29 protein-coding genes and 1 pseudogene are annotated in these 23,262 nt (G+C 71.9%); 16 read left to right on the plus strand and 14 right to left on the minus strand.

The features are described from left to right. Positions 1–392 (minus strand): MerR family transcriptional regulator (locus tag ABEB16_RS08825; RefSeq protein ID WP_345711887.1); only part of this gene is annotated, 392 nt, incomplete at its 3' end. Positions 393–479: 87 nt separating this feature from the next. Beyond that, on the minus strand, positions 480–1,949 hold the full coding sequence (locus tag ABEB16_RS08830; protein WP_345711888.1) for an MFS transporter: 1,470 nt from the start codon (positions 1,947–1,949) through the stop codon (positions 480–482). A gap of 217 nt (positions 1,950–2,166) precedes the next feature. Here ABEB16_RS08830 and ABEB16_RS08835 point away from each other — a divergent pair, with 217 nt between their 5' ends. Beyond that, positions 2,167–2,823, plus strand: a complete 657-nt coding sequence (locus tag ABEB16_RS08835) for a DUF2867 domain-containing protein (protein WP_345711889.1) — start codon at positions 2,167–2,169, stop codon at positions 2,821–2,823. 52 nt (positions 2,824–2,875) lie between these two features. On the opposite strand, the gene ABEB16_RS08840 is transcribed toward ABEB16_RS08835, so the two are convergent. Beyond that, on the minus strand, positions 2,876–3,352 hold the full coding sequence (locus ABEB16_RS08840; protein WP_345711890.1) for a hypothetical protein: 477 nt from the start codon (positions 3,350–3,352) through the stop codon (positions 2,876–2,878). A gap of 191 nt (positions 3,353–3,543) precedes the next feature. Between ABEB16_RS08840 and ABEB16_RS08845 the strand changes: the two genes are divergently transcribed. The 4 genes from ABEB16_RS08845 (at position 3,544) to ABEB16_RS08860 (ending at position 6,778) form a co-directional block, all read left to right on the plus strand. Next, positions 3,544–4,194: a carbon-nitrogen hydrolase family protein gene (locus ABEB16_RS08845; protein WP_345711891.1), complete on the plus strand. Its 651-nt coding sequence runs from the start codon at positions 3,544–3,546 to the stop codon at positions 4,192–4,194. 191 nt (positions 4,195–4,385) lie between these two features. Then, entirely contained in the window at positions 4,386–4,910 is a 525-nt protein-coding gene (locus tag ABEB16_RS08850) for a hypothetical protein (RefSeq protein ID WP_345711892.1), read from the plus strand. A gap of 175 nt (positions 4,911–5,085) precedes the next feature. Then, a complete protein-coding gene (locus tag ABEB16_RS08855; RefSeq protein WP_345711893.1) occupies positions 5,086–5,835 on the plus strand; it encodes a hypothetical protein in 750 nt (249 codons plus the stop codon). Positions 5,836–6,142: 307 nt separating this feature from the next. Continuing rightward, a complete protein-coding gene (locus ABEB16_RS08860) occupies positions 6,143–6,778 on the plus strand; it encodes a hypothetical protein (RefSeq protein ID WP_345711894.1) in 636 nt (211 codons plus the stop codon). An 88-nt stretch (positions 6,779–6,866) separates the two neighbouring features. Here ABEB16_RS08860 and ABEB16_RS08865 read toward each other — a convergent pair whose 3' ends face one another. Next, the gene (locus ABEB16_RS08865; RefSeq protein WP_345711895.1) at positions 6,867–7,322 is read right to left on the minus strand and encodes a hypothetical protein; all 456 of its coding nucleotides are present in this window, start codon (positions 7,320–7,322) and stop codon (positions 6,867–6,869) included. A gap of 72 nt (positions 7,323–7,394) precedes the next feature. Further along, positions 7,395–8,636 (minus strand): annotated as a pseudogene (locus tag ABEB16_RS08870) (IS110 family RNA-guided transposase). A 327-nt stretch (positions 8,637–8,963) separates the two neighbouring features. Between ABEB16_RS08870 and ABEB16_RS08875 the strand changes: the two are divergent. Together ABEB16_RS08875 and ABEB16_RS08880 are read left to right on the plus strand one after the other, a co-directional pair. Beyond that, positions 8,964–9,659, plus strand: a complete 696-nt coding sequence (locus tag ABEB16_RS08875; RefSeq protein ID WP_345711896.1) for a nucleotidyltransferase domain-containing protein — start codon at positions 8,964–8,966, stop codon at positions 9,657–9,659. A gap of 140 nt (positions 9,660–9,799) precedes the next feature. After that, positions 9,800–10,648, plus strand: coding sequence for a DUF4240 domain-containing protein (locus ABEB16_RS08880; RefSeq protein WP_345711897.1), 849 nt, complete (start codon positions 9,800–9,802; stop codon positions 10,646–10,648). 59 nt (positions 10,649–10,707) lie between these two features. Here the strand turns inward: ABEB16_RS08880 and ABEB16_RS08885 are convergent, their stop codons facing one another. Both ABEB16_RS08885 and ABEB16_RS08890 read right to left on the minus strand, forming a co-directional pair. Then, the gene (locus ABEB16_RS08885; protein ID WP_345711898.1) at positions 10,708–11,988 is read right to left on the minus strand and encodes an MFS transporter; all 1,281 of its coding nucleotides are present in this window, start codon (positions 11,986–11,988) and stop codon (positions 10,708–10,710) included. Beyond that, entirely contained in the window at positions 11,985–12,569 is a 585-nt protein-coding gene (locus tag ABEB16_RS08890) for a MarR family winged helix-turn-helix transcriptional regulator (RefSeq protein ID WP_345711899.1), read from the minus strand. Before ABEB16_RS08890 ends, ABEB16_RS08885 begins: the two co-directional genes overlap by 4 nt. A 211-nt stretch (positions 12,570–12,780) precedes the next feature. On the opposite strand from ABEB16_RS08890, the gene ABEB16_RS08895 reads away from it, so the two are divergent. From ABEB16_RS08895 to ABEB16_RS08910, 4 genes are all read left to right on the plus strand, one after another. Further along, the gene (locus tag ABEB16_RS08895) at positions 12,781–13,215 is read left to right on the plus strand and encodes a PH domain-containing protein (protein WP_345711900.1); all 435 of its coding nucleotides are present in this window, start codon (positions 12,781–12,783) and stop codon (positions 13,213–13,215) included. 189 nt (positions 13,216–13,404) lie between these two features. Continuing rightward, positions 13,405–15,003, plus strand: coding sequence for a hypothetical protein (locus tag ABEB16_RS08900; RefSeq protein ID WP_345711901.1), 1,599 nt, complete (start codon positions 13,405–13,407; stop codon positions 15,001–15,003). A 59-nt stretch (positions 15,004–15,062) separates the two neighbouring features. Beyond that, the gene (locus ABEB16_RS08905) at positions 15,063–15,197 is read left to right on the plus strand and encodes a hypothetical protein (RefSeq protein ID WP_345711902.1); all 135 of its coding nucleotides are present in this window, start codon (positions 15,063–15,065) and stop codon (positions 15,195–15,197) included. After that, entirely contained in the window at positions 15,198–15,389 is a 192-nt protein-coding gene (locus ABEB16_RS08910; protein ID WP_345711903.1) for a hypothetical protein, read from the plus strand. 51 nt (positions 15,390–15,440) lie between these two features. Here ABEB16_RS08910 and ABEB16_RS08915 read toward each other — a convergent pair whose 3' ends face one another. Next, positions 15,441–16,058, minus strand: a complete 618-nt coding sequence (locus ABEB16_RS08915; RefSeq protein ID WP_345711904.1) for a hypothetical protein — start codon at positions 16,056–16,058, stop codon at positions 15,441–15,443. A 305-nt stretch (positions 16,059–16,363) separates the two neighbouring features. Between ABEB16_RS08915 and ABEB16_RS08920 the strand changes: the two genes are divergently transcribed. Continuing rightward, positions 16,364–16,951 (plus strand): hypothetical protein, encoded by a 588-nt coding sequence (locus ABEB16_RS08920; RefSeq protein WP_345711905.1) that lies wholly within the window; start codon positions 16,364–16,366, stop codon positions 16,949–16,951. 51 nt (positions 16,952–17,002) lie between these two features. Here ABEB16_RS08920 and ABEB16_RS08925 read toward each other — a convergent pair whose 3' ends face one another. Continuing rightward, positions 17,003–17,167, minus strand: a complete 165-nt coding sequence (locus ABEB16_RS08925) for a hypothetical protein (RefSeq protein ID WP_345711906.1) — start codon at positions 17,165–17,167, stop codon at positions 17,003–17,005. 192 nt (positions 17,168–17,359) lie between these two features. Next, complete coding sequence (locus ABEB16_RS08930; protein ID WP_345711907.1) at positions 17,360–17,917, minus strand: hypothetical protein; 558 nt, start codon at positions 17,915–17,917, stop codon at positions 17,360–17,362. A gap of 757 nt (positions 17,918–18,674) precedes the next feature. Between ABEB16_RS08930 and ABEB16_RS08935 the strand changes: the two genes are divergently transcribed. Further along, positions 18,675–19,199, plus strand: coding sequence for a GNAT family N-acetyltransferase (locus ABEB16_RS08935; RefSeq protein ID WP_345711908.1), 525 nt, complete (start codon positions 18,675–18,677; stop codon positions 19,197–19,199). Positions 19,200–19,393: 194 nt separating this feature from the next. Here ABEB16_RS08935 and ABEB16_RS08940 read toward each other — a convergent pair whose 3' ends face one another. The 4 genes from ABEB16_RS08940 to ABEB16_RS08955 form a co-directional block, all read right to left on the minus strand. Beyond that, positions 19,394–20,359, minus strand: a complete 966-nt coding sequence (locus tag ABEB16_RS08940) for a hypothetical protein (protein ID WP_345711909.1) — start codon at positions 20,357–20,359, stop codon at positions 19,394–19,396. Next, positions 20,356–20,739 (minus strand): PadR family transcriptional regulator, encoded by a 384-nt coding sequence (locus ABEB16_RS08945; protein WP_345711910.1) that lies wholly within the window; start codon positions 20,737–20,739, stop codon positions 20,356–20,358. The genes ABEB16_RS08940 and ABEB16_RS08945 overlap by 4 nt, the downstream gene beginning before the upstream one ends. 86 nt (positions 20,740–20,825) lie before the next feature. Further along, positions 20,826–21,287, minus strand: a complete 462-nt coding sequence (locus tag ABEB16_RS08950) for a hypothetical protein (protein WP_345711911.1) — start codon at positions 21,285–21,287, stop codon at positions 20,826–20,828. A gap of 149 nt (positions 21,288–21,436) precedes the next feature. Continuing rightward, positions 21,437–21,565 carry a hypothetical protein gene (locus ABEB16_RS08955; protein WP_345711912.1) on the minus strand — a complete coding sequence of 43 codons (129 nt, stop codon included), beginning with the start codon at positions 21,563–21,565 and terminating at the stop codon, positions 21,437–21,439. A gap of 141 nt (positions 21,566–21,706) precedes the next feature. Between ABEB16_RS08955 and ABEB16_RS08960 the strand changes: the two genes are divergently transcribed. The 3 genes from ABEB16_RS08960 to ABEB16_RS08970 all read left to right on the plus strand — a co-directional run bounded on the left by ABEB16_RS08960 (position 21,707) and on the right by ABEB16_RS08970 (position 23,172). Then, positions 21,707–22,168: a hypothetical protein gene (locus ABEB16_RS08960; protein WP_345711913.1), complete on the plus strand. Its 462-nt coding sequence runs from the start codon at positions 21,707–21,709 to the stop codon at positions 22,166–22,168. A 150-nt stretch (positions 22,169–22,318) separates the two neighbouring features. After that, positions 22,319–22,597, plus strand: a complete 279-nt coding sequence (locus ABEB16_RS08965; RefSeq protein ID WP_345711914.1) for a hypothetical protein — start codon at positions 22,319–22,321, stop codon at positions 22,595–22,597. 113 nt (positions 22,598–22,710) lie between these two features. Continuing rightward, positions 22,711–23,172: a hypothetical protein gene (locus ABEB16_RS08970; protein ID WP_345711915.1), complete on the plus strand. Its 462-nt coding sequence runs from the start codon at positions 22,711–22,713 to the stop codon at positions 23,170–23,172. Positions 23,173–23,262 lie beyond the last annotated feature (90 nt).

Here is a 23,262-nt window from a genome sequence, read left to right on the forward strand (position 1 = left end):
ACGCGCACGGGGTCGGTGTCCTTGACGACGACGTCCTGGGTTCCCATGGTGCCCTCCTCCTCGATCATCCGGAGCCTCGCCTCGACCGCCCGCAGACGCGCAGCGTCAGCCGCGACCTGCGTCTCCAGCTCCGCCCGGCGCAGCCGGAGCATCCCGTGCAGCTCCGCCACGCCGACCTCCTCGTCCAGGACGGCCCGGACCTGCTGGAGCGTGAGCCCCAGATCCTTCAAGGCCAGGACGCGGTTGAGGCGGCCGAGCTGAGCGGCGCTGTAGGAGCGGTAACCGGTGGACGGGTCCACGACCGCAGGCGGCAGCAGACCCAGGGCGTCGTAGTGGCGCAACATGCGCACCGACACCCGGGCGACGGTGGCGAACTCCCCGATGCTGAACATGGCACCTCCACCGTCGAGGCTGACACGGTGTCAGGGTCAAGGGACAGGCCGCCCGACCCGGCCCACCGCCCGGACCGGCGTTCGCGGTCACGGCCTGGCGTCGCCGGTGTGCAGGGGTAGCTGGTCGCCGGCCTCGCCGCCGGTCGGGTCGGCGGTGACGTCGGCGGTGACGTCGGCGGTGACGTCGACGGTGGTGGCGGCCCGCGCGTAGGAGGCCGCCAGGGCGCGGTACTGCGGGCTGACCAGGGCCAGCAGCGTCGCGGCGAGCCCCACCAGCCCGGTGACCACGAACACCAGGGCGATGGCCCGGGTCTGCCCGGTCCCGAACCAGCCGCCGATCGCCGCGGCCCCCGCCCCGTCGGTCATGAACGGGACGACGAGGAACTGCGTGATCGGGCCCACGAGGAACGCCGTGACCGGGGCGGCGGACTGCTCCACGCTCTGCGCGAAGCCGAACACGCGGCCCTGGCGCTCGTAGGGCACCACGCGCTGCAGCACGGTCTGCTCGGCGGCCTCCGCGAACGGCATGAGCAGCATGAACACCACCATGGCCACCGTGAGCGTCACCACCGAGTGCGCCAGCGGGAACAGCACCGTCACGGTCCACGAGACGACGTTGACCAGCAGCAGCAGCCGCACCGGCCGGCTGCCGAGCCCGACGCGGGCCACGAGGAGCCCACCGACGATCATCACGGCGCTCAGCCCGCCCCACAGCAGCCCCCACACCTGCACCGACACCAGGGACAGGCCGTAGGCGTCCATCAGCGCCATGAACCCGCCGCCGATGAGGTTGTTGAAACAGCTGAAGGCGATGAGCGGCACGAGACCCGGCACGCCCCGGACCAGGCGCCAGGTGCCCCGCAGGTCGACGCCCCCCACCGGCGCCGCGTCGGCGCCCGTCCCGCCGGTGGGGACGACGCGCGTCTCCGGCACGCGCACGCCCGCCAGGTGCAGCACCGAGGCCGCGAGCACGACCAGCGCGAGCAGCAGGACGTGCAGCATGCCGCCGGAGGCGACGAGGACCCCGCTGATGACGGACGTGACGAGCATCGAGGTCCCGGTCACCGTCCCGACCAGGCCGTTGGCGCGGTCGCGCAGGTCCGCGGGCACCAGCAGGGTCACCAGCGTAGGCAGCGCGATGCCGCGCGGGTTGCCGGCCACCACACCGGCCATGCAGAGCACGACGAAGACCCACAGCTGCCAGGACGCGACGTCGGAGAACGCGCTGGCCGGGGTCAGCAGGTACACCGCCAGGCACACGCCGTAGATCCCCGCCGAGACCAGCGCCGAGGTCTGCATCACCGAGCGCTTGTGGTGGTTGTCGACGAGGCTGCCGAACCAGATGCCCGTCGCGGCGGTGGCCACGACGAAGATCCCGGCGATCATGCCGGTGGCGAACACCGAGCGGGTCTCGAGGAACACCCAGAACGTCACCGCGAACCAGACGGTGTAGTTGATGACGCTGACGACGGCGTTGCTGACGAGCAGGTGGGCGAACACCCGCTGCGGGCCGGAACGCAGGTCCAGGCGGGGCGGGGGGACCTCTGGTGCGGGCACAGCGGGCTCCTGGCGTCGGGGCGACGGGGTCTGGCCATGGTGACCCGGCGCGGGCGGGAAAGTCATCGAACGCCGGCGCCCGCGGCGCTCCCCCGACCCGCGTCCCGCACGGCACGCGCGGCCGTGGCGGTCCTCACCCCCGAGGGCCTTGTACGGCGCCGCACGCGGGTGGTTGGCTGCCCGTTCCACGCCACCGCACAGCGCGAGCGAGGCCGTCATGTCGAACAGGCTGCCCGGGGCCGAGCACACCGGCCGACCGTGGCGCATCCACGAGATCGTCCCCGACTTCCGGGTGGAGGACGTGTGGGTGTTCCGCACACCCGGCGCCGGCCCCGACGACTTCCCGGCCGTGCTGGAGGCGGTGCGGACCGGCGGCGGGCTCGGCGACCAGTCCCCGACGTCCCGGTTCCTCTTCGCGATCCGGTGGAAGCTCGGCGCGCTCCTCGGCTGGGACGGACCGGAGCAGCGCACCGGGGCGCGCGTCCCCTCGCTGCGCGAGCGCCTGCCCGAGGACCTGCGCCAGCCGGTGGCCGGGCGGCCCCTGTCCGACAGCCCGTTCACCACCGTGTACGAGCTGGACCGCGAGAGCGCGTACGAGCTGGCCAACAAGACCGTCCACGGCGTCCTCCACCTCGGGTGGGTCCGCGGCGACGACCGTGACGACGGTGACCACGAGCTGCGCATGGCGGTGCTGGTGAAACCCAACGGCGTCCTCGGGCGGCTCTACATGGCCGCGATCACGCCGTTCCGGTACCTCGTCGTCTACCCGGCGATGACCCGCCGGTGGGAACGCGCCTGGCGGGACCACCGCGATCGGGCGCAGCGCGACCCCGGGCTCGGGCGGTCCCACGACGCGGCAGGCGGGCGGACGTGATCGGGTGGCGGACCGGCTCGTCGTCCTGCGCGGAGCCGCACAGCGGGTGGGCTCAGTCGCAGCCGATGGGCACCTCCGTGGCCGGCCACGCCTCGACACCGCCCTCGGGGTCGCGCAGGTAGGCGACGTCACCACCGGGGGTGGTCCACAGCTGCACCCCGTCGAGGCGCAGCCCCGTGTCGACGGCGTCCGGGGGGAGCGCCGCATCGGCGTCGAAGGCCTCGGCGTAGCGGCCCCCGGCCACGACCCCGTCGGGGTCGCGCAGGTAGGTCCGGTCGTCTCCGGGACCGGCCGAATCCACCGCACCGGGTGGCCAGGGCATCCGCAGGAACACGGCCTCGTCCCAGCCGCAGTGCTCCTCACCCCGGGCGGACCGCACCTGCGCTGCGGGGCTGCCGTCCTCCCGGGACCAGGTGCCGGTGGGTGCGGCGGCGGAACCGGCGCACGCGGTCAGCCCCGCGACCAGCAGCAGGTGGGCGCCCGTCCGGGAGCACCGGCGGGCACGGCGCGCGCACCGCTCGTCCGTCACGGGCAGCAGTCTCGGGACGCGAGCGCGCGTTCGGTGCGGACACGCACCACCTGTTGCCCGATCGTGAACGACCGGGTCCCGCGGCGTCCAGGGCGGCTCGGGTGGTGGTCGGGCCATCGCCACCTGCGGATGAGCCCACCTCCGGCCGAGCCCCGGCGACACGTCTACGCCGACGGCTGCGGTGCGCAGCGGTGCCAGCCGCGGCTGCCGCCGGGGCTCGGCTGGTGGTCTTCCCGGAGCTGTCGCTGACCGGGTACCTGCCGGCAGCCGTGGCCGCGGACCCCGCGCTCAGCGTGGCCCTTGACGATTCTCGGCTGCGGCCGCTGCGCGAGGAGTGCCGCTCCCGCTCGGTCACCGCGGTGGTCGGTGCCCCCACGGTGCGCGGTGGGGAGCACCACCTCTCCGCCCTGGTCATCGACGGGCAGGGCGCGGTCGGGGTCTACGACAAGCGGAACCTGTTCGAGCACGAGCACGCCGTCTTCACCGCCGGCCACGGCGCACACGTGCTCGACCTGGAGGGCAGGCGTCTGGCCCTGGGGATCTGCTTCGACCTCAGCGACGAGGCCCAGGCCGCCGAGGCGGGCACCGCCGATGCCTGGTTGCTGGGCGTGCTGCTCTCGCAGGGCGGGTACCGGTCCGACGCGGACCGGGCTGCGGAGGTGGCCCGTCGCCACCGGGTTCCGGTGGTCCTGGTCAACCACGCGGGTTCCACGGGTGGGTGGACGGCGGCCGGAGGGAGCGGGTCGTGGTGGCCGGGAGGTGGGTCGGTGGTGGCCGGTCCGCGGGCCGGGGTGTGGCTGATCGACCTGGACGATCCCGAGGTGCTCAGGCAGGTGGACTGAGGAACCTGGAGACGACGTCCCGGACGCGTCGGGGCCGATCGCGGATCGGCACGACAGCGGGGGCAGCCGGCACCAGCGCTGGCCCTGACCGCGCACGCACGGCGGCATGAGCGCGAGTCGGAGGTCTCTGCGGGGCATCGGCGCCTCAAACTGAGATCGAGCGCAGTAGTCGTCAAGGTATCGGGAGGATCGTGACGCCGGAGCCGTGGCCCGGGACAGATCCAGGCAGTCCCGCATGGGCAGCCGACATCCGCGTCAGCCTGGACGCCGGCAGCCAGTCCGCGCCTCAGATCGGGGTGCGCACAACGACCAGCTTCGCCCGGCAGCCCTCCCGTCATCTTGCGACACAAGAGAGCATCAGCACGGGCGTCTTCTTGATCCACATACGCTTCACCGAGCCGGATCGGCCACGCACCGGTCTGGGGTACACGCGGCTTCGACCTGCGCCTCAGCGCATCCAGGTGGGCGATCTGGTGGTGCGCACCGAGGAGCCAGGTGGCTGTCGTGCCGTCCACGGCTTGGGCATGGTCACCTTCGTCCACTTCCCCGGTTGGCGGGTGCTTCTGGTGCACGCCGCTCCTGGCTCATTCCAGCTCACCGCCCCCGCATGGTGGGGCGGTGACGACGCCTCATCGGACGACCTGAGCACACCGCACGGCACCGTGACCGCTGAGGTGACCATCCGCCCTGCGACGGCCCCGTCAGTCACGACATGACGGCGACCTGATGAGGAGTGCCCATCAGGCAGACACCCACAGACCCATGTCGCACCGCGCGATCGGCAGCAGACGAGGACGTTGCCGGCTGCTCGTGACCGCGCCCGCAGTGCGGCATGTGGGATGTTCGTGGCCGTGGTCGCAGCAGCCCAGGCGGTCACGAGAGGGTGCAGGGGTGAAGCGTGAGGGGCTGGGGACGCTCCGGCCGCTGGGTGAGGACGTCAGCGCCGCCGGTTGGATCGTGGACGCGGTGCGCGCCCTGGACGAGCACGTGGTCGCCTCGCTGGTCCCGCCGGTCTTCGAGGCCTATGCGCGTGTCGTCCACCCCGCTCACCGTCTGGACGAGACCGGCCGCGAGGTGGAGGTCACCTGGGCCGAGGTCGCCGCCGCCAACGGCCGGCGGGCGCACGCCGGGATGGAGTGGATCGGCATCACCGGCTCTTGGAGGTACCTGCACGGCGACACCCAGCCGGGCGTGTGGGACACCGAACCGGAGGAGGGCAGCCTGCCCGCCGCGCAGGCCGCGGCGCTGGTGCAGGTCCTCGCGCGGTTCACCGCCACACCACGGGAGTGCTTCTACGCCGTGTGGAACGGCTTCGGTGCCTCGGCGGTGCCCCCGGCCGCGCGAACGGTGCAGATGCCGGGGCGGGAGATGCTGCTGCTGAGGGGGCCGCTGTCGCAGGCGGCGACGGTGTCGATGGAGACCCCGCCGTGGCAGCAGAGCCCGAGCCTGTGGTGGCCGGCGGACCGCTCCTGGTGCGTGGCCACCGACGTGGACCTGATGAGCACCTACATCGGCGCCGGCGCCGCCTGCATCGAGGCGATCACCACCGACCCCGCCCTGGAGGCCTGGCCCGTCGACAGCCGCCACGGCATCACCTACGACAGCGACACCCTCAACCCCGTCCCCGCACCCACCCCCTGAGCCACCTCGCCTGCACACGAGCGCCCACACATCCACAGAGTCGGATGTCGGTGCCGCGCGGTGGTCGTGCCCGCCGGGCCGCACGACCGGACGTAGGGGTGGCTGCAGCGACGGCCCCGCATCCGACCGTGGTGGTCGAGTGCGGGGCCGTCGTGGTGTCGCCTCAGAGGTTGATGTCGGTCCGCCCACCCTTACACGGCGCGGTCATCGGCATGGTCGCGCGTCCGCCCGCCGACCGTGAGTGCGCGACCGGCGGCACGTGCGGATGTTGCTGTCGTTCCGCGGCGTGAGGCAGCAGACTGCTGATGTGCCCTCGTCGCGGTCGTTCGCGGGTGCTGATGGCACCCCGGCGGGTGGGGTGCTGACGCCGCAGGTCCACGCTGCTCTGACCGCTCTGGTACCCGGCCGCGCGCTGACCGAGGAACACACCGGCGGCCCGGGCCAGCCCGGCGGCTTCCCCGGCTTCGGCTGGAACTACGTCACCAAGGTGACGGCCTGGCACCGCCTGGGCTTCGCACCACCGGCCCTGACCAGCCTGGCAGCCGAAGAGGAGGTCACCGAGCGCTTCCTCGCGCCGACCGGCGTCGGGGTCCCCAGCGGTCTGCCGCTGAGCGTGTACTACCTGCCCACGCACCTGCAGTGGGAACGAGCTGACGTCTGGCCGGCGCTGTGCGCCGGCGCTTCGTCGCTGTTCCTCGGCGAGGACTACCCCTGGCACTGGCCGGCCCCGGTGCCTGCATCCGAGCGGGACGGCGGTGGCCGCGACTACGCCGTCGTCCAGGTCGCCGGGGTGCACGTCGGTGTCCAGGCTGACATCTCCGGCGTGGTCCGCCTGGCCTGGGTCCTGCGCCGCGGCGACTGGGTGAGCCACGCCAGCGCCTACACCCGGCGCAGCCCGCGCGAGGCGATCGAGCTGCTCATCCGCAACCGTGTCCTGACCTGATCCAGCCAAGACCACGACGAAGTCCTCAGACCATCCGCTCCTCGGCACGAGATGCCCTGTGTCAAGCGGTGGCCGTCTGCGGTGTCGGTCATGGCTGGTGCCCAGCCGCTGACAGGGCGGCCATGAGGTCTGACTCGGTGAGCAGAGCCTTGGCCACGAGCTTCCGCCCGAACCGGTCTCCGGCTTCTTGGCCATGCTTCTCCGCGAACCGGGTGATCATGGACCGGAAGTAGGCCCGATCCCAGGCTCGGGGATCGGCGTCATGGCGCCGGCACTCGGCGAGCCAGCGAGCCAAGGCGTCTGCCACTTCCGCGTCGGGCATGCCGAGGTCGGAGCTTGAGGGAAGTCCCGCCGCGGGCTGGTGCCGCAGGGCCTGCAGGTGGAGCAAGCCTTGGATGCCCAGCTCCTCGATGCCTGACGGGGCCTTCTCCAGCCAGCTCTCGGCCCAACGCGAGGCGCTGAGTCGGCTGCAGCGGCCCTCTGCGACGTCTCGCCACCATTGCTCGACCTGCTGGCGCGTCACTTCCGGCTCGTCATCGCTCACCGGCGCAGTCTCCAACAGACCCATCGAGACCAGGCGTGCTCATGCGCAACCACCGGCATGAAGGGACCTGCGTCAAGCCGCCGCTCTAAGGGCCTTCAGTGCTCGGTGTCGTTCGGGGTCGTAGGCAACGCCGTTCTGCCAGCAGCGCCAGATGACGTGCAGCCAGGCGCGGGCGACGACGCGGGTGGCGTGGGAGTGGGACTGACCTCGGGCTCGGGCCCGGGTGTAGAGGTCGGCGGCCCAGGCGTTGGCGTGGTGGGAGTCGCCGGCAAAGTCCATGGCCGCCCCGCGCAGCTGCTTGTCGACGGCCCAGCGGAACGTGACGACTTTGACCTTGCCCGACTGCCTCGTCGAAGGTGTCGCGCCTGCCAGTCAGGCCAGCGACTCAGGGGTGGGGAAGCGTCCACGAGCATCGCCCATCTCCGCCAGTAGCCGGGCAGCGCGGACGACGCCGGCCTTGGGCAGGGAGGTGAACACCACCGCATCCGGGTGGGCCAGCAGCTGGGTCTCAATCTGCTCCTCCAAGGCCCTGACTTGTTCGCGCAGGCAGGTGAGCCCTGCGACAAAGGCGGCGGTGACGTGCGCCAGGGCGTCGGCCTCAGAGCCGGTGCGCCCACGAGTAGCGGCGACCAGCTGAGCATGGAGCACGTCGGCTCGGCGAGGGTTGGGATAGCTCTGGGTGCGTAGCCAGTTCTCCAGCCGGCAGGGGGAGAGCCAATCGGCCTTGGCCTGTGTGGGGAAGCGGGTGAGGAAGGCGAGGCTGATAGCGGAGTCGATGTCGCGGAACAGCCCGATGGCTCCGGGTAGGACCGTTTCTAGGTGCGCCCGTAGCTGATTGGCCATCGCGATGCGGGCGGCGATCAGGTCGCGTCGGGCACGGACTGTGGTCCGCAGGGCCGTGGTGGCCGGTGAGTCCGGGGTCAGTGGTCGTAGTCGGTGCCGGTCGGTGCGCAGGGTGTCGGCCAGGACGTAGGCGTCGAAGGAGTCGTCCTTGTTACCGGCCGAGCCATAGCGGCGGCGCAGGCTGCGGACCTGGTTGGGGGCGATGACGAAGACGCTCAGTCCGGCGTTGAGCAGCGCGTCGACGAGTGGGCCGTCGCCGCGTTCAATGCCGACGGCTGAGACCTGCGCCCGCTGCAAACAGTGGATGAGGCGCCGTAGTCCGGCCGCGGTGTGTTCGATGGTGACGCGTTCGACCTGGACGCCGGTCTCGTCGACCAGGGCCAAGGCGTGCTGGGTGCTGCCCCAGTCGATGCCCGCGGTCAGCGCTGTCGGCGCCTCTCGACGGCGGCCGGGAAGCTGTTCGACACTCATGGAGTCCTCCGTGCTGGTGACGCAGCAGGTGGGCACCCGGTGGTCTCAGGTCACGAAGCCGGTCGCTCACTGATCGGCGCTCTGGTGGCGCGTAGCCCTGTCGCCAGTCGTCCGTGGCCTGGGCCACCGGACCCCGCGGATCTCATGCCGGACCTCCAAGGGTCAGCGTGCATTGGGCGGTGATCCGGTGGGACCAGATGCACCAGCGGCCTGTGCCGCCGGCACCAGCAACGGTGCCCGAGCAGGCCGCCGGCAGGAAGAGTCTGCGCAGTGAGCGCGCACCTGGTGTCGGGTCGTGGCCGGCTTGGCGTTGGGGAGGATGGCGACGTGGATCCCGTGCTCGCCGCTCGCGCCGTGGTCGATGGCCGCTACCCCGAGGCGGTGGCAGCGGTCCTGGCCGGCAGCAGCGCCCGCGGCGAGGCCACGCCCACCTCAGACCTCGACATCGTGGTTCTCCTGGAGGGCAGCGGCAGATCTTTCCGCGAGACGCTGCTGCACCAGGGGCAGGTGGTCGAGGTCTTCGCCTACACCGGCGATGAGGTGCGCCGCTGGTGGGACATCGACGCCACCGCCGGCCGCTGCACCCTGGCCCACATGTGCGCCTCCGGCATGCTGCTGCACGGCGGGCAGACCGGGCAGCGCGTGCAGCACGACGCTCGCGCCTTCCTCGCCGCCGGACCACCGCCTGTCAGCGACGAGGAGCTGATGGTGCGCCGCTACCGCCTGACCGGGGCCGTCGACGACCTGCGCGACGCCGGCGACCCCGGTGAGCGGCAGATGATCGCCGCCGCCGTGCTGCTGGAGGCAGCGGAGCTGCACCTGATCACCCAGCGGCAGTGGCGCGGGCAGGGCAAGTGGCTCCTGCGGCGCCTGCGCGCCGCAGCCCCAGCCCTGGCCGAGCGGCTGCTGCAGGCGCACCACCACGTGACGAGCACCGGCGATGCACAGCCGATGGTGGACGCCGTGGAAGGCGTCCTGCTCGACAGCGGGGGACGCCTGGCCCAGGGCTACCGGCGAGGCTGAGCGCCGCCCTCGCCCACCCTGCCACCTCCGCGAAGACAGTCCGCTCTTCAGCAGCATCGGGCGTTCGCCGGGGCCTTGTCGTGGTCGTGCGGCATGCTCGGCCGCCGGTCGCTCGTGGACGGAGGAGCCAGGTGGTGCCGATGACGGACGACGACTTCTGGGCTCTCGTCGCACTGGTGGAACCGGGGGTCGACGACGGCACCGCCGCGGGCTTGGAGGCGGCGCTGCGCCCGTTGAAGGACGCCCTGCGGCAGCGGCCGGCACACGACGCCGAAGCATTCATGTGGGGGGTGACCCGCCGATCGGGACGGCTGCTGCGCCGGGTCGACCAGGTGCTCCCCGCGCACCTGGCCATCAGTGGCGACTCCGGCAGGATCCAGGCGCTGTCGGTGGTCCTGAGCGGTGAGCAGGTCTACACCGCGGCGCTGGCCGACCCCGTGGTGGTGCTGTCCACCTATCTGTCCGTCGCCGAGGCCGTGCCCGATGCCTGCTCGCGGGTGCACGAGGAGCTGACAGGGGTGGCCCTGGACATCCCCGAAGGTGATGAGGACCCCGCGCAGTGGCCGTCGATCCTCGATGCCGACGAGGGGTGGATCGCGGTGCGCCCCTGTCACGAGCAGGTGCCTGCCCCCGTCGGGTACTGGCCGATCGCCGAGCGCCTGGCCGGGGAGCTGCGCCACGACGCGGCGTGGCAGCACTGGTGGGCGGGCACCGGTGCACCCCCGGCGCTGGTCTACGTCAACTTCGACACCGCTGAGAACCTGCGGTCGACGTCCCTGACGCTCGACGGCGAGGTGCGCCTCGGTGAGGTGCGGGTGCGGCGCTACCGGGACCGGGTCGAGGCAGCCGTCTACTCACCCAGCGTCGGATCCAGGGGCTCGGATGCCGAGGTGGAGCGGTGGGTGCGTCAGGACCTCCACGCGCTCTTCGACGCCGTGGCTGCCCACCTGCGGGTGAGCTCGCCGCCCTTCGCGCCTTCGGCGCCGTGACCGCGACGTCGGCCGCACGTGTCCGGCGTCGTCGAACAGCGGACGGGAAGTCGGCCGTCTCACCGGGCAGGGGTTCCCGTGGGCGCCGGTTGCGTCCAGCGGCGCAGGGCAGGGGTCGCCGCGGCGATCACCGCGACGGCGAGGACGCAGGCCAGGCCCCCGGTCAACGAGGACACCGCGACCGATGTCCCGCTGGCGAGGGCGCCGGCTCGTGCGTTGCCCAGGCCCGGACCGGCGACGCCGACGACACCCTCCACAGCGCTGACCCGCCCCAGGAGGGCGTCGGGGGTCGACAGCTGCACGATGGTCCCGCGCGAGATGACCGAGACGGTGTCCGCTGCACCGGCGACGGCCAGGCAGGCCAGCGTCGCGGCCAGGGAGTCCACGAGCGCGAAGGCGGCCAGGGCCACGCCCCAGGTGGTGGCGGCGATCAGCATCAGGCGTCCGGTGCGCCGAGCCCGGGTCACGGTGCCGGAGGCGAACCCGGCGGTCAGGCCGCCGACGGCGATGGCTGAGAGGAACAGGCCCAGCGTGGCCTCGTCCCCGTCGAAGCGCTGCTCGTTGACGGCGGGGAACAGCGCGATCGGCATGGCCAGCACGGTGGCGGCCAGGTCGGTGGCCAGGCAGCCGCGCAGGACGGGGCGGTGGAACAGGTACGTCCACCCCTCCCAGGTGGCGCGCACCGCGGCCGGCCCGCCTCGCGCCGTCCGCGCGGTGTCGTGCCCGGCGAGGGGTTCCGGGCGCATGCCGGGCAGGCGCAGCACCCCGTACAGCGACACGGTGATGCCCACGGCGTCGGCGAGGTAGGCGGCCCGCGGTCCGCCGGCGGTGAGGACGAGGCCGGCGACGGCCGGGCCGGTGAGCATCGCGAACTGGAAACCGACGTGGTTGAGCGCCACCCCGGCCGGCACCAGGTCCTGCGGTAGGAGCCGGGAGACGAAGGTGCGCCGGGCTGCCGCGCCGACAGCGGTGGCGGAGGTCTGGGCAGCGACCAGGGCCAGCACCAGCAGCACCGAGGTGGTTCCAGCCACCGCCTGCAGCGCCAGCCCGAGGGCGGCCAGCACCGAGACGGCCGTGGTCGCCACGACCAGGCGGCGACGGTCGAGGGTGTCGGCCAGGGTGCCGCCGACCATGCCGCCCACGATGGTCGGGACGGCGGTGGCGACGCCGATCGCGCCCGTCCACGACGTGCTCCCCGTGAGGTCCCACACCTGGGACAGCACGGCGACGACGGCGATCTGGCCGCTGAACGCCGCTGCCGTGGTGCCGATCCACAGCCGCCGGAAGGCGGCCGAGGACCGGAGGGGGCGGGTGTCGGTGAAACCGCCCAGCGGTCTCACCGCTGTCCGCGCTCCTGGCCTCCGGCGGCCAGGAGCGCGTCGATGTGGGCGCTGACGCGTTCAGCGAAGGTCCGCTCGCGCAGCGCGGCAGCCAGGTCCTCGACGACCCGCTGCAGCGGGTAGGGGACCTCGGCGTCCAGTTCCGCCCAGGCTTCTTCGGTGGCACGCCACTCCGCTTCCAGGAACGGCACGAGAGCTGCGCCCGCGTCGGTCAGCGTCACCGTGCGGGTGCGAGCGTCCTCGCCCGGAGCGCTGTCGATGAGACCGCCCCGGCGCATGGCGGTCACCGTCTGGCTCATGGCCGAGTGCGTCACCCCGACCTGCTGTGCGAGGTCCTTGATGGTGAGCGGGCCGCGGTGGTGCAGACGGATGAGAGCTTTGCTGAACCGCGGTCGCAGCCCGTGGACACCGCGCTGGGCGTAGACCTCCGCGATCTGCGCGTCCATCCCGGCCAGCAACCGCTGGAGGGGAAGCAGGTGGTTGAGCTCGGTCGGGTCGCCGCCGCGGTGGACCTCGCCAGGTGTCACGGGGCTAATGTAACAGTCCTCATGCAAATGGGGTCGTATCGCGGTCGTCGGCATGTGAGGGCATCCCCGTCGCCCGTAATCGCGTGCAACCGGCGCCACGAGCGCGCTCCGTCCCCCTCCGCCGACGTCGTCGACGATGGTCGGCGGTGCTCCGATCGGGTGGTTTGGGCCGTCCCGGGTAGCGTCATCACCCTCTCAGTCCAGGATCGAGGGCGTGTCTACGAAGTCGACGCACCGGACGGGCGTCTCGGGCGACGGTCTGGACGTGCGCGCTCCGAGGTGGACGCGGATCTACATCTGCCTCTTCGCTGTCGTGTGGCTGGGTCTGCTCGGCTCGTTCGCGGTGCAGGGCCTGCGCGAAGCAGACCCCGGAGCGCTCATCACCGTGCCGATGGCCGCGCTAGGGATCTTCCTCTTCAGTGGGCTGTTCCTGCTGCGGACCCGCACCGAAGCCGGTGAGCTCGTGGTGCGCAACGTCATGCGTACACGGCGCATCCGGCGCGAGGACGTGGAAGACGTGCGCACGGGCAAGCCCCAGGGTGGGCCGTTGACCGTGGGGGAGGCGGTGCTGGTGCTCGTGCGCGACGGGTCGATGGTCAGCCTGGAGGCCACGATGCGCACCGGCTGGACCGCCAGAGGACGTCAGGAGCTGATCGACAGCCGCGAACGACTCCTGGCGTGGACGCGCACCACCCGTTGACCTACGCCCGTTCTCGGGCGCCTCGAACGTGTCGGTCGCCTCACGAGCGACCGGCTGCGGGGCGGCCAGCCGTGCCCTGGTGGGTTCCCGGGCGAGCGGAGTGGTCCGCTGTGGTGCTCTCGTGCGCTGACCGGGTGGTTCCTGCTCGTCCCGCCGCGGATCGGACGGGGGGTCGACCACACTCGTGTCGTGGATGAGCAGGAACACCATTCTCGGCAGCTGGAGCGGTGGCGGCAGGAGGCGGACTCGGGTCAAGCCGACGCTGCGGCGCTCTTGGCCCAGTGGCACCGTCGGCTGGAACTGGGACCGGACGAGTGGTCTGACCGGCCTCGCCAGGCCAGCCCCGATGAGGCGTACTGGACACGGCGGATGGTGGAGCTCGGAAGTTTTCCCTCTGCCTGGCAGGCAGTGCAGTGGGCTGTCCAGGACAGGGACGTGCAGCGGGCTGCGTACTGGACCCGCACCGCCACCACGTTGCAGTGCGCTGCCGCCGGCAACGTGGTGCGAGCCGCCGATGACCTGTTCGTCCCCTTCGCCTGGGACCGCGCGCCGGACAGCTTCTGCGCCGACACCACAGTGATGATCCAGGCCGAGAACCATGACGCCGCTGGTGCGGCCCTAGGCGCTGCCGCTTTCCGCATGGGCCTGGTAAACGCGTTGGGCCACGAGTACGCCGACGAGCGTGAGCAAGAAGAACTCGAAGACCGCCTGCCCGGTGAGGACGACTGGCAGGCGCGCACCGTCAGCTGCATCGGTGGCGGCGGGAACCACCGGTGGGGGCCGTGGACGTGGATCGACGGCGGAATCGGTGGCGTGAGCGTGGCGATGCTGTCGACGATGCTGGGAATCCTCATCGAAGAAGTGCACCGCGCAGGTCTGAGCGGCGCGGTGTTGCGCTCCGGTCGCCGCGCCGACAGAGGAGATCACACACCGGCACATGCGGTGAGCACACCGCACCCCAGCCAGGTGGCCTCGGACGACGGCGGGGCCGATCCGTCGCGCCGGGACCGGGCGGTCGGTGATCGCCTCAACGCCGGAGAAGTGCTCAGCGTCGGCGCTTCGCTCATGTCCGCCAATGGCCGCTACACCTTCACCTACCGCGACGACGGGAACCTGGTCCTGGAAGGCCCAGGGGGTATCTCGTGGAGCTCCCAGACCGGCGGGCAACCCCTGGGGACGTGCCGGATGAGCGATGACGGCGACCTCGTCCTCGACGTTGTCGTCCCCAGTACGGACTGGTCCTCTCGCGCCCCCGGCACTCCCGGTGATCACCTGATCGTGGCGGTGGACGGTGACGTCGCCGTCTACCGCCTCTGGGCTTCTCGCACCGCCGGCACAGCGGGCAACCACCTGGTCGTGCAGGACGACGGCAATGTCGTCGTCTACCGCCCCGACGGCACCCCCGCCTGGTCCACCCGCACGTGGGTCTTCACCGGCCCACTCGCCACCGGTGATGGCATGCGGCCGGGGGACACCCTTACGCCCGGGGCTTCGATCACCTCCACCGACGGCCGGCACCGCTTGACCTACCAGAGCGACGGGGACCTCGTCCTGCACGGGGCTGCGGGTGTCTCGTGGGCTTCCGGGACGGCCGGTGGACCGGCCGGGGTCTGCTTCATGCAGAGCGACGGCAACCTCGTCCTGTACGCCCCCGGCGGCAGCGCTCTGTGGGCTTCCGGGACCCACCGCCACCCCGGCAGCCATCTGACCCTGCAGAACGATGGGCTCGCCGTCATCTCCCGCCCCGATGGCACTGCTGTCTGGAGCAGCGTCACCGGACGCCCCTGAGGCACACGGTGATGTACCGCCCAGATCGCGCTGTGACCGGATGTCGGGCGAGGAGGCGCGTGACGCCTTCAGATTGGGAGGCCGGTTGCCAGCACCGCCGGGTGACCTCGACGGGCAAGCTGTGGATCGCAGCTGCGGCTTCCTCGATCGCCTCGGCGGTGCTCTGCCTGTTGCTGGCGGGGCCGATCCTGTAGGTGCTGCGGGACGTCTTCCACGCCGGGTGCAGTTGGACACCTTTCGCGCCTGACCCCCGCGGCGGTGAGTGGATCTGCGAGGAGGGCAAGGCGTACCTGCTGCCGGGCGCGCTGATCGCGCTGACCGTGGCGGTGCTCCTGTTCGCCCCCATCTCCCTGGCCCTGCGGCCGCGAGCCTCCGACCGCGGCTGACGACCGCGCCCGCAGCTCGGCATGACAGTGCGTCGGTGGGGTACCCGTGCTCTACAGCGCACCACGGGCGACGCGCCGCTGCCCCGCGTTGGCGTACAGGGCGGCCACGACGGCTGGGTCTGGGTCGGCGGCGAGCAAGGCCACCACGTCGTCGGGTAGAAGGTCATCACCAGGCAGGTACCAGCGGTCGATCGGTGAGCCCTCCCGGGCCAGTCGCTGGGCCCGCTGCAGGTCTAGGGACAATCCCTCGGAGGGGGTATCGGCCCGCTCGATGGCCAGGTGCAGAAGCGCGGGCAGTCGATGCTTGCCCAACCGGCGCTGCGGACCCGCGTTCAGCGATAGGACCACGTCTCCACCGGACCAGGTGCTCCAGTCCGGATCCGGACAACCGGGCTGCACCGCTCCCACCTGCCCGGAGCCGATCAGGGCCCGTAGTGCGTCGGCGAGGTGGAGCAGGCGCTGGTACTCATGCTCGTCCTCTCCTTGCGTGAAGATCGACAGGTGCGGGGCGTGGTCGCTGGACTCCACCGTCCACGACGGGTCGACTGCGTAGGACCAAGAGCCGCTGGTCGTGCCGCGCACCCAGCCCGCCTCGGTCAGGGCGGTGACCATCGTCTCGACGCTGCTGAGCAAGCCGGCACCGACGGCGCGCTGCAGGAGCAGCGACACACCTCGGGGACTTCGTGGGACTGGACGGCAGCGGTCACGACGGTCCTCCAGGAAGCGGTGGTGTCCGGATCGATCGATCGTGCACGAGACGCCGCGTCGCTGTCGACGCACGCTCGCTCCTCGGCATGTGAGGGCGTCCTCGGTCGCTCGTGATCGCGCGCGGTCGGCGGCAGAGTCGGATGCTCGGACGACTCGCGGGCGCAGGGCGGCAGACCTACAGCTCACGGGTACAGAGTCGGGCACGAGGCGTGGTGTGGACATGTCATCGTCGTGGACAGCACGGCGGTGCGACGGCGGGAGGGCTCGTGGCTGAGGTCGATCCCGTGCGATCGGGTGCTTCCGGTGCCGGGTGGTTGGTCGAGGTCGCGGTCAGCGTCGACACGGAGGCCGATCCTGCGCCGGTGGTGACCGTGAACACCGATGGCATCCGACCAGGGACCACGTCGCCGACCATCGCGATGCGCGTCGTCGGAGGTGAGCAGTTCCCCGTCGCCGTCGACCTGAGCGATCCCTGCATGGCGGCCTGGAGCCCCGACGCCCACCCCGCCCTGCAGCGCAAGCTGTGGCATCAGCGCACCATCTGGCGGCCTCACCTGCAGGTGGAGCCTGCCCGCATCGAGGTCGACGGCCTCCTGGCCATCGCCACCGACGGTTCCGGCCGCAGCGGCTACGAGCGGCAGCCCGGCGATCCGCGTCCCGCACTGGATGCCACCGGAGGGTGCGTGGCCGCCATCGAGGGATGGCAGGTGCTGCTGCTCAGGCCTGCCGCAGCCTCGTTCACGTTGTCAGCGCCCGCCTGGTGGGGTCCTACCGGCGAGATCACCGGACCAGCGGACGGCACGGTGACCGCCACGGTCACCCTCCGCCGCGCAGCCGAGACCGCGACCACCTAGCGCGCACGCGCGGGCGGCGGTCTGAGGGCGGTGTCCGTCCTGTCTGAGCCATCACGTGGACAGCGCACCACTCAGCCTGGCGAGCAGCAGCACCGCCTCATCACGATCGAGCCCCAGGCGTATCTGGAACTCCCACTCCTCGATGGCATCCGGACCGTGCAGGACTTCGTTCAACGCGTTGTGAAGAACGACCAGGTCGGCGCCGCTGATGTCCATGAACGCCACCGTAAGCGTCCCTCCGAGAGGCTGGAGCATGAGTGCTCTTCGCGAGGAGCGGACATCCGACGACGGCCATGGTCGCTGCCACACCGAGGCGGTCAGCACCGACCGTGACCGCGTGCGACCGGCGCCATGAGGGGCGTCTTGTAGGTGGCCGCGGGTAGCTCGGGAAGACCGGGAGTAGAGGTGTCAGTCGTCGCCGACCTCGCCGGGTGCTGGATCACCGGACAGCCAGGCACGCAGACCTGCCGCCACCTCACGCACGCTGGGGTGGTGATGGGCTTCCATGAGCTGCATGTGCCCGTGGACGTCCTCACCTTCCACGACACCGTCGTAGACGAACTCCCGCACGATGACCGCAGCCCAGACCGGGACGAGCGGTTCAGGGTCGGCCAGCATCTGCGGGACCGCGTCCAGCACCTCGGGGCGGGTGAAGATCTGCGCCAGCTCCACTGCGGCGATCCGCTCTTCACCGGTGCCTTCACGCCACAGCCGCAGGCACTCCTGCATCCCCGCCTCAGGCTGCACCAGGCGCAGCACACTGCGGACCATCTCCGTGTCCGGCGCCCAGGAGCGGTGCACGTAGCGACGCACGGCCTGACGCCAGGCCTCCGCGCCCAGCAGGTGCTCCAGCGCCATGCGGGCCACGCTGGTGCCCCCAGCCAGGACCGCAGTGCCGTCGGACTGCACGCCGGCCATGTCCTTGCGCTGAAGCAGCGGCCCCGCCAGCCGGGCCCAGTCCACCACCGGCCACGGTGGTCCTGGCAGAACCACACCGCCGTCCACCCCTCGGCCTGCTCGCCGACGGTGACCGGCCACACGTCGAGTACCCACCACCCCATGCTGGCAGCCGACACGCGACCCACCGCGCGACCGGCGGCGGTAGTTGCGGATGCTCGCATGGCTGGTGAGTTTCGGTTGGTGGGTCGAAGGCTGCCGGTGAAGGTCAGCCGCTGTCGGTGCCGTCGCCGTGGAACGGCGCCGTCCAGTCATGGACGAAGGGGTCAGGCAGGGGGATGACGACCCCTCCTGCCGGTGCGGTGCGGGCGGCAACCTGGGGCATGACGGCTGCGGGCTGCGCGTGCCGCCTCCCAGTCGGAGACGGTGACGATGAGCACGTTGATGGTGCACTCCAGCTCGTGAGGGCTGCTGAAGGAGCTGGCCTGAACGTTCAGGCGCACGTGATGGTCCCGGCTCGCGAGGTGACGGAAGTGCGCACCGGAGCCTTTCCAGCCGAGGTGCCGCACCCCCGGGGCAAGCTGTTCCTTCAGCATCACGTTGTAGCTATCGCGGGCCGTGACGACAATCGATCCTCCACGGGCGCTCTGGCGACCTAGCTCTGGGCCACCAACCCTGCCGACGGCAGCAACCGAACGTCATGATCGCCGCTCTGAGGACCGCTCGCTCATCGACAGATGAGGACGTCGCCAGCTGGCCATGATCATGCACTGAGGGCGGCATGAGCGCGCGTGTCAGGGAGCTGGTGGTGGTCCAGAATCCGATCATGACCGACGACGTTCGCCCGCCCGGCGTCCTGCTGATCCGCCGCTACGAGGCCGCTGACGCCGGCGACACCTGGCGCGTCTTCCAGGCGGCCGTGCACGGCACGGCCAGCCGCGACTACACCCCCGAGCAGATCCAGGCGTGGGCACCTGCCACCGTCGACGAGGCCCGGTGGCAGCAGCGTCGCTCGGCGGCGCACACCTGGCTGGCCTGCCTGGACGGGGCGGTCGTGGGCTTCAGCGACTTCACCGACGACGGCCTGCTGGACATGCTGTTCGTCCACCCCGACGCCGGTGGCCGCGGGGTGGCTCGCGCGCTGGTCACCCACGTCCTGCGCGAGGCCGCCGCCGCAGGCCACCACCGCCTGCACGTCCACGCCAGCCTCACCGCCTGGCCCGCGTTCGAGCGTCTCGGGTTCACCGTCGACGCCACCCGCCTGGCCGAGATCCGCGGGCAGAAGCTGCAGAACGTCGACATGAGCATCACCGTGACACCAGGCGACGGTGGTGATCTCGACCTCGACTGAGCGGCGAGCTGCCTCGGCAGAGGCCCTGGCCCCGCCCTTGCAGCCATCCGTCTTCGGCATGGTCGAGCGGCTGCCTGCCGACCTCAATCGCGCCCGAAGTGCGGCATGAGTGCGCACCGCGCGACCAGCGGCATGAGCACGTGAATCGCGTCGTGGCAATTGCGCAGCTTCGTGCACCGGGGACCTCGGACTCCTCATGCGCGCCGCTGGCGCCTGACGCTGACCACGAGGAGGAGCAGGACCAGCATCGCGACGACGTGCGCGGTCGCGTAGATCTGGGCGATGGGTGCGGTGCTGTGGATTATCAGGTTCGCCAGGTCCAAGCCCGCAGCGGCGCCGGCGTGTGCGGCGAGCAGCAGGGCGGTCAGCGACCAGGTCCGGGAGCGCCGTGCGGCAGCCACGACCGCCGCTCCAACCGCGGTGAGGCAGAGGAGAGTCGTCGGACCCGTCCACAGCGCGAACCGCGCTACCTGTTCCCCGAGCACCCACAGGCCCGCGGCCGCGGCGGGGAGCGCGAGCAGCCAGCGCAGTAATTCCCGCCGCGAGGGCGCGGGCACCTCCCCGTGCCAGGCCAGCAGCGCAATCACCGGCACCCCCACGCTGATCAGATACCCGGCCGTCCCCAGGATCCACGGGCCCGCGGCGGAGGTGGCGGACTCGACGAGCGTCGCCGCCAGCGCCAGGGGCGCAAAGACCCGGGCCCAGCGCCGTTGGCCGGTGGCCAGCAGCAGGTACGCCAAGAGCCACAACCCGGCCTGCGCACGCCAGGCGAGCAGTTCTGATCCGGGCAAGACGGCCGCCGTCCCACCGTCGGGGGACCAGATCGGTGTGTTCAGCGCCGTGGCGGCGGGGAGCAGCAACCCCAGCCGCGCCACCTGCCGCACCGCCTGTCCCCACTGCCGCGCCTGCAGCGAGGCACCCGGCGCTGCAGGCGCAGCCAGGTGCAGCCGAACCGCCAGGGCGAGCACGGACACGACCTGCCGCAGCGGCGGGTGCCGCAGGTAGGCCAGTTCCCGCTCCCGTTCGTCCTCCACGCCGGCCCAGGCCGCTTCCTCCTCGTCGAGGTAGGTGGCGACCATGTCCTCCTCCCACCGCTGCCGGTAGTCGGCGGGGAGCAGGCGCAGCAGGCGGCGGTAGTGCTGCTCCAGCGGCGTCATCACGCACCCACCGCGCCGGCAGCGCCGCTGCCCGCGGCCTTCGGCCTGCCGGGGGCGGGAAGTGCGGAGTGGGCCGCCAGCCGGCGGGAGGCGGCGCGGGCGTTGGCGGCCTGCCGCTCCACCTCCGCCTGCAGGGCCTCACGTCCGGGGCCGGTGAGCCGGTGGTAGCGGCGGGTCCGTCCCTGGTGGAGTTCCTCGCGGTCCAGCTCGATGAAAGCCTCAGCGGTGAGGCGGTCGAGCAGCCCGTAGAGGGTTCCCACCTTCATCGACACCCGCCCACCGGACAGCTCCTCGACCTCGGTCAGCAGCGCATAGCCGTGCAGGGGTCCTGCGACGAGAGCCGTCAGCGCGAAGAACGCCGGCTCGGTCATCGGGGATGTCATGCCTGACAAGGTATGGGGAGCCATCCGGACGCGACAAGACGGCCTACCTCGAACGCACGCTCATCGATGCGGGCGTTCGGTGCGGTTCAGCTCCGCTGGCGATGGTGGCGGCGGTGGAGCGGCTCGGCGAACGGGGCGATGTGCTCCTCGGCGCCCAGGCGCAGGGTGGCCGGTTGCGCGGGGCTGACCCACTCGCACGCCCACACCTTTCCCACGTGCAGGATCGGTGGGTGCTGCCCATCGGCCAGCACCACCTCGGGCCAGGCGCCGTCGGGTAGCTCACCGCGCAGCAGCCACCAGGTGGCGGTGCCGTCCCAGCGCCCACCGCCCCTGCCCCCCGGGTGGTAGGTGCCGCTCCAGGGCACCCACTCGTACTCCTCCATCGGCTGGTGCATGCCGTCCAGCTCCGCTTGGTACTGCTCGGCTTGCACCTCCCGCCAGCAGGCGTCGCTGCGCCACTGCAACAGCCAGCCCGAGGCGGGCAGCACCAGCGTCTGCACCTCCTGGGGATCATGGCGGACGTCGTACCGGGCTCCGTCGTCGACCACTGCAGGCTCCTGGATTCGTGGGAACGGCGATGCTCGCCAGCACGGCAGACATCGCGGACTTCTCGCCATGACCGGACACCGCGCCCACGGTCCGGCACGAGCAGGCGTTGGCGGTGGTTCGGGACGGGCGGGTCGCGGCTGGTGGAGGCTCAGCCGCCCTGCGGGTCGGGCCAGTCCTCGTCGGCGAAGAGCCGTTGCGCCTCCCGCAGCTCGGTGATGGCTGCGGCGATGAGCTGTGGCGTGGTGGCTCCCGGGCCGCCGGGGCCGGGGCTGCTCATGAGGCCATCTTTCACGCCGGCCGGCCGCACGTCACCTGCCCCCGGCGATCGTGCTCGCAGGCGGCACGGGGGAACGCGTGGAGCTCCACACATCGCTGGAACGGAGCAGTCGGTGCGGAGATCCCGGGTGCCGTCGCCGCCATGACTGGCAAGGTCGCCGGCATGGGATCCCCGGTGTCCGTGCTCGGGACGGATCTGGTCGTCGAGAAGGCGTGGTCGCGTCGCCCCCGCATCCTGCGCGACGGGCGAGAACTACCCCGAGACCGCTGGGGTGCTCCTGTCCTCACCGACGAGCAGGGCCGCGACCACCAGGTCCGGACCGGCTTCAGCTGGGGACAGCTGAGCCCCCTGGTGGAGGTGGACGGGCACGAGATCCTGGCGCTGAGGCCGCTGTCCACCCCGGTCCGCGTCGCACTGCTCGCCTTCATCGCCGTCGGCTTCTTCGGCGGCGCTGCAGGTGCGCTCCTGAGCTCGGGCGCCGCCCTCGCGAGCGCTGCGCTGCTGCGCCGGCCCAGGAAGAACGTCGCTCACGTGCTCGCCGCGGTGCTGGTGCCGCTCGCAGCCACCGCCCTGTTCGCACTCGCGGCCTCGGGGCTGCGGTAGCGCCCTGCCGGCTTCCCACGTCGAGCGGTCAGCCGATCCCCTGCCCCCGGCGATCGCGACCGCACGGCGGATGAGGTGCGTGGTGCCGATCCGCTCCGCCCGGGGCCGGACGGCGGGAACCCGTCCCCACGCCGCGACATCGAAGGAGACGTGGTCGACGGAGTCGTGTACAGCACCGGCTACGGCTCCGGGTCGGTGCTCGACGAGGAGCAGGTCGGGGACGTCGTGGCGAGCGTGCGGTGCCGGATCAAGGACGTCGTCCTCGACCCCGAGTTCACCCCGCGCGACGGTGATGCCGCCTACCTGCCCATCGGCACCGAGGTGCACGCCGTGGTCGGCTCCCCGGTGACCACGCGTCTGGCGGTCCTCGAGGACGGCACGTGGCGCCTCTACACGGCTGGTGGGAGTTCGGCCGGTTCCGGCGGCTGAGCGCGATCGAACCCGACCGGCGGCACGACGTGCGTGTGAGCGTGGCGCCCTGCTGGCCCACGGGCCGAGGGCACGGAGCTCCAGCGCAACCCCCGGTCAGCCGATCACCTGGCATGAGCCGTCTCCGTCCCCTCTTCGCCGTCCCGCTGGCTGCAGCCGTCGTCGGCGGGGTTCTGGCTGCCGGGCTGCCCGCTCTCAGCGACCACCTCGACCGTCCCCACCGCGAGAAGGCCCAGGCCGTGGCTTCCGCGCTCCGGGCACCTGCCGGCTCGGTGACCTCCACCGCCTGCCGCGGCGATGGCCAGGTGGCGTGCTGGGAGACCGCGCAACCCGTCAGGGTCACCGCGGACGGGCTTCGCCAGGCCATGGGGGAACGCGCGGAGACGGTGGCCGCCCTGACCTGCGAGCAGGTGCCGATCGAGACGACGGGGAGCCACTTCTCCGCCGACTCCTGCTTCGTGCGGGTGCGCTTCGCCGATCACGGGACGTTCGCGTTCATCGACCCGATCGTCGAGCGCGACGCGGCAGGTGTCGCCACGGTCGTCGGCGCGCGGATCAGCCTCAGCGCCGCCTGAGGGACAACGGGGTCGCGGGACTGCCGGGATCGAGCCAGGACCGGGAAGGTCAGGCGCTGACGTCCCTGCAGCAGCTCGTCCCGTCCGGGT

This window comes from Kineococcus glutinatus (genome assembly GCF_039542765.1).
GTDB lineage: Bacteria > Actinomycetota > Actinomycetes > Actinomycetales > Kineococcaceae > Kineococcus_A > Kineococcus_A glutinatus.

Excerpts from the sequence above, each read along its gene's own strand:
- ABEB16_RS08935 (WP_345711908.1), top strand. The coding sequence starts at position 18,675 with ATGACCGACGACGTTCGCCCGCCCGGCGTCCTGCTGATCCGCCGCTAC.
- ABEB16_RS08970 (WP_345711915.1), top strand. The coding sequence starts at position 22,711 with ATGAGCCGTCTCCGTCCCCTCTTCGCCGTCCCGCTGGCTGCAGCCGTC.
- ABEB16_RS08945 (WP_345711910.1), bottom strand. The coding sequence starts at position 20,739 with ATGACATCCCCGATGACCGAGCCGGCGTTCTTCGCGCTGACGGCTCTC.
- ABEB16_RS08880 (WP_345711897.1), top strand. The coding sequence starts at position 9,800 with ATGACGGACGACGACTTCTGGGCTCTCGTCGCACTGGTGGAACCGGGG.
- ABEB16_RS08955 (WP_345711912.1), bottom strand. The coding sequence starts at position 21,565 with ATGAGCAGCCCCGGCCCCGGCGGCCCGGGAGCCACCACGCCACAGCTC.
- ABEB16_RS08890 (WP_345711899.1), bottom strand. The coding sequence starts at position 12,569 with ATGCCGACGACCGCGATACGACCCCATTTGCATGAGGACTGTTACATT.
- ABEB16_RS08835 (WP_345711889.1), top strand. The coding sequence starts at position 2,167 with ATGTCGAACAGGCTGCCCGGGGCCGAGCACACCGGCCGACCGTGGCGC.
- ABEB16_RS08960 (WP_345711913.1), top strand. The coding sequence starts at position 21,707 with ATGACTGGCAAGGTCGCCGGCATGGGATCCCCGGTGTCCGTGCTCGGG.
- ABEB16_RS08925 (WP_345711906.1), bottom strand. The coding sequence starts at position 17,167 with ATGGACATCAGCGGCGCCGACCTGGTCGTTCTTCACAACGCGTTGAAC.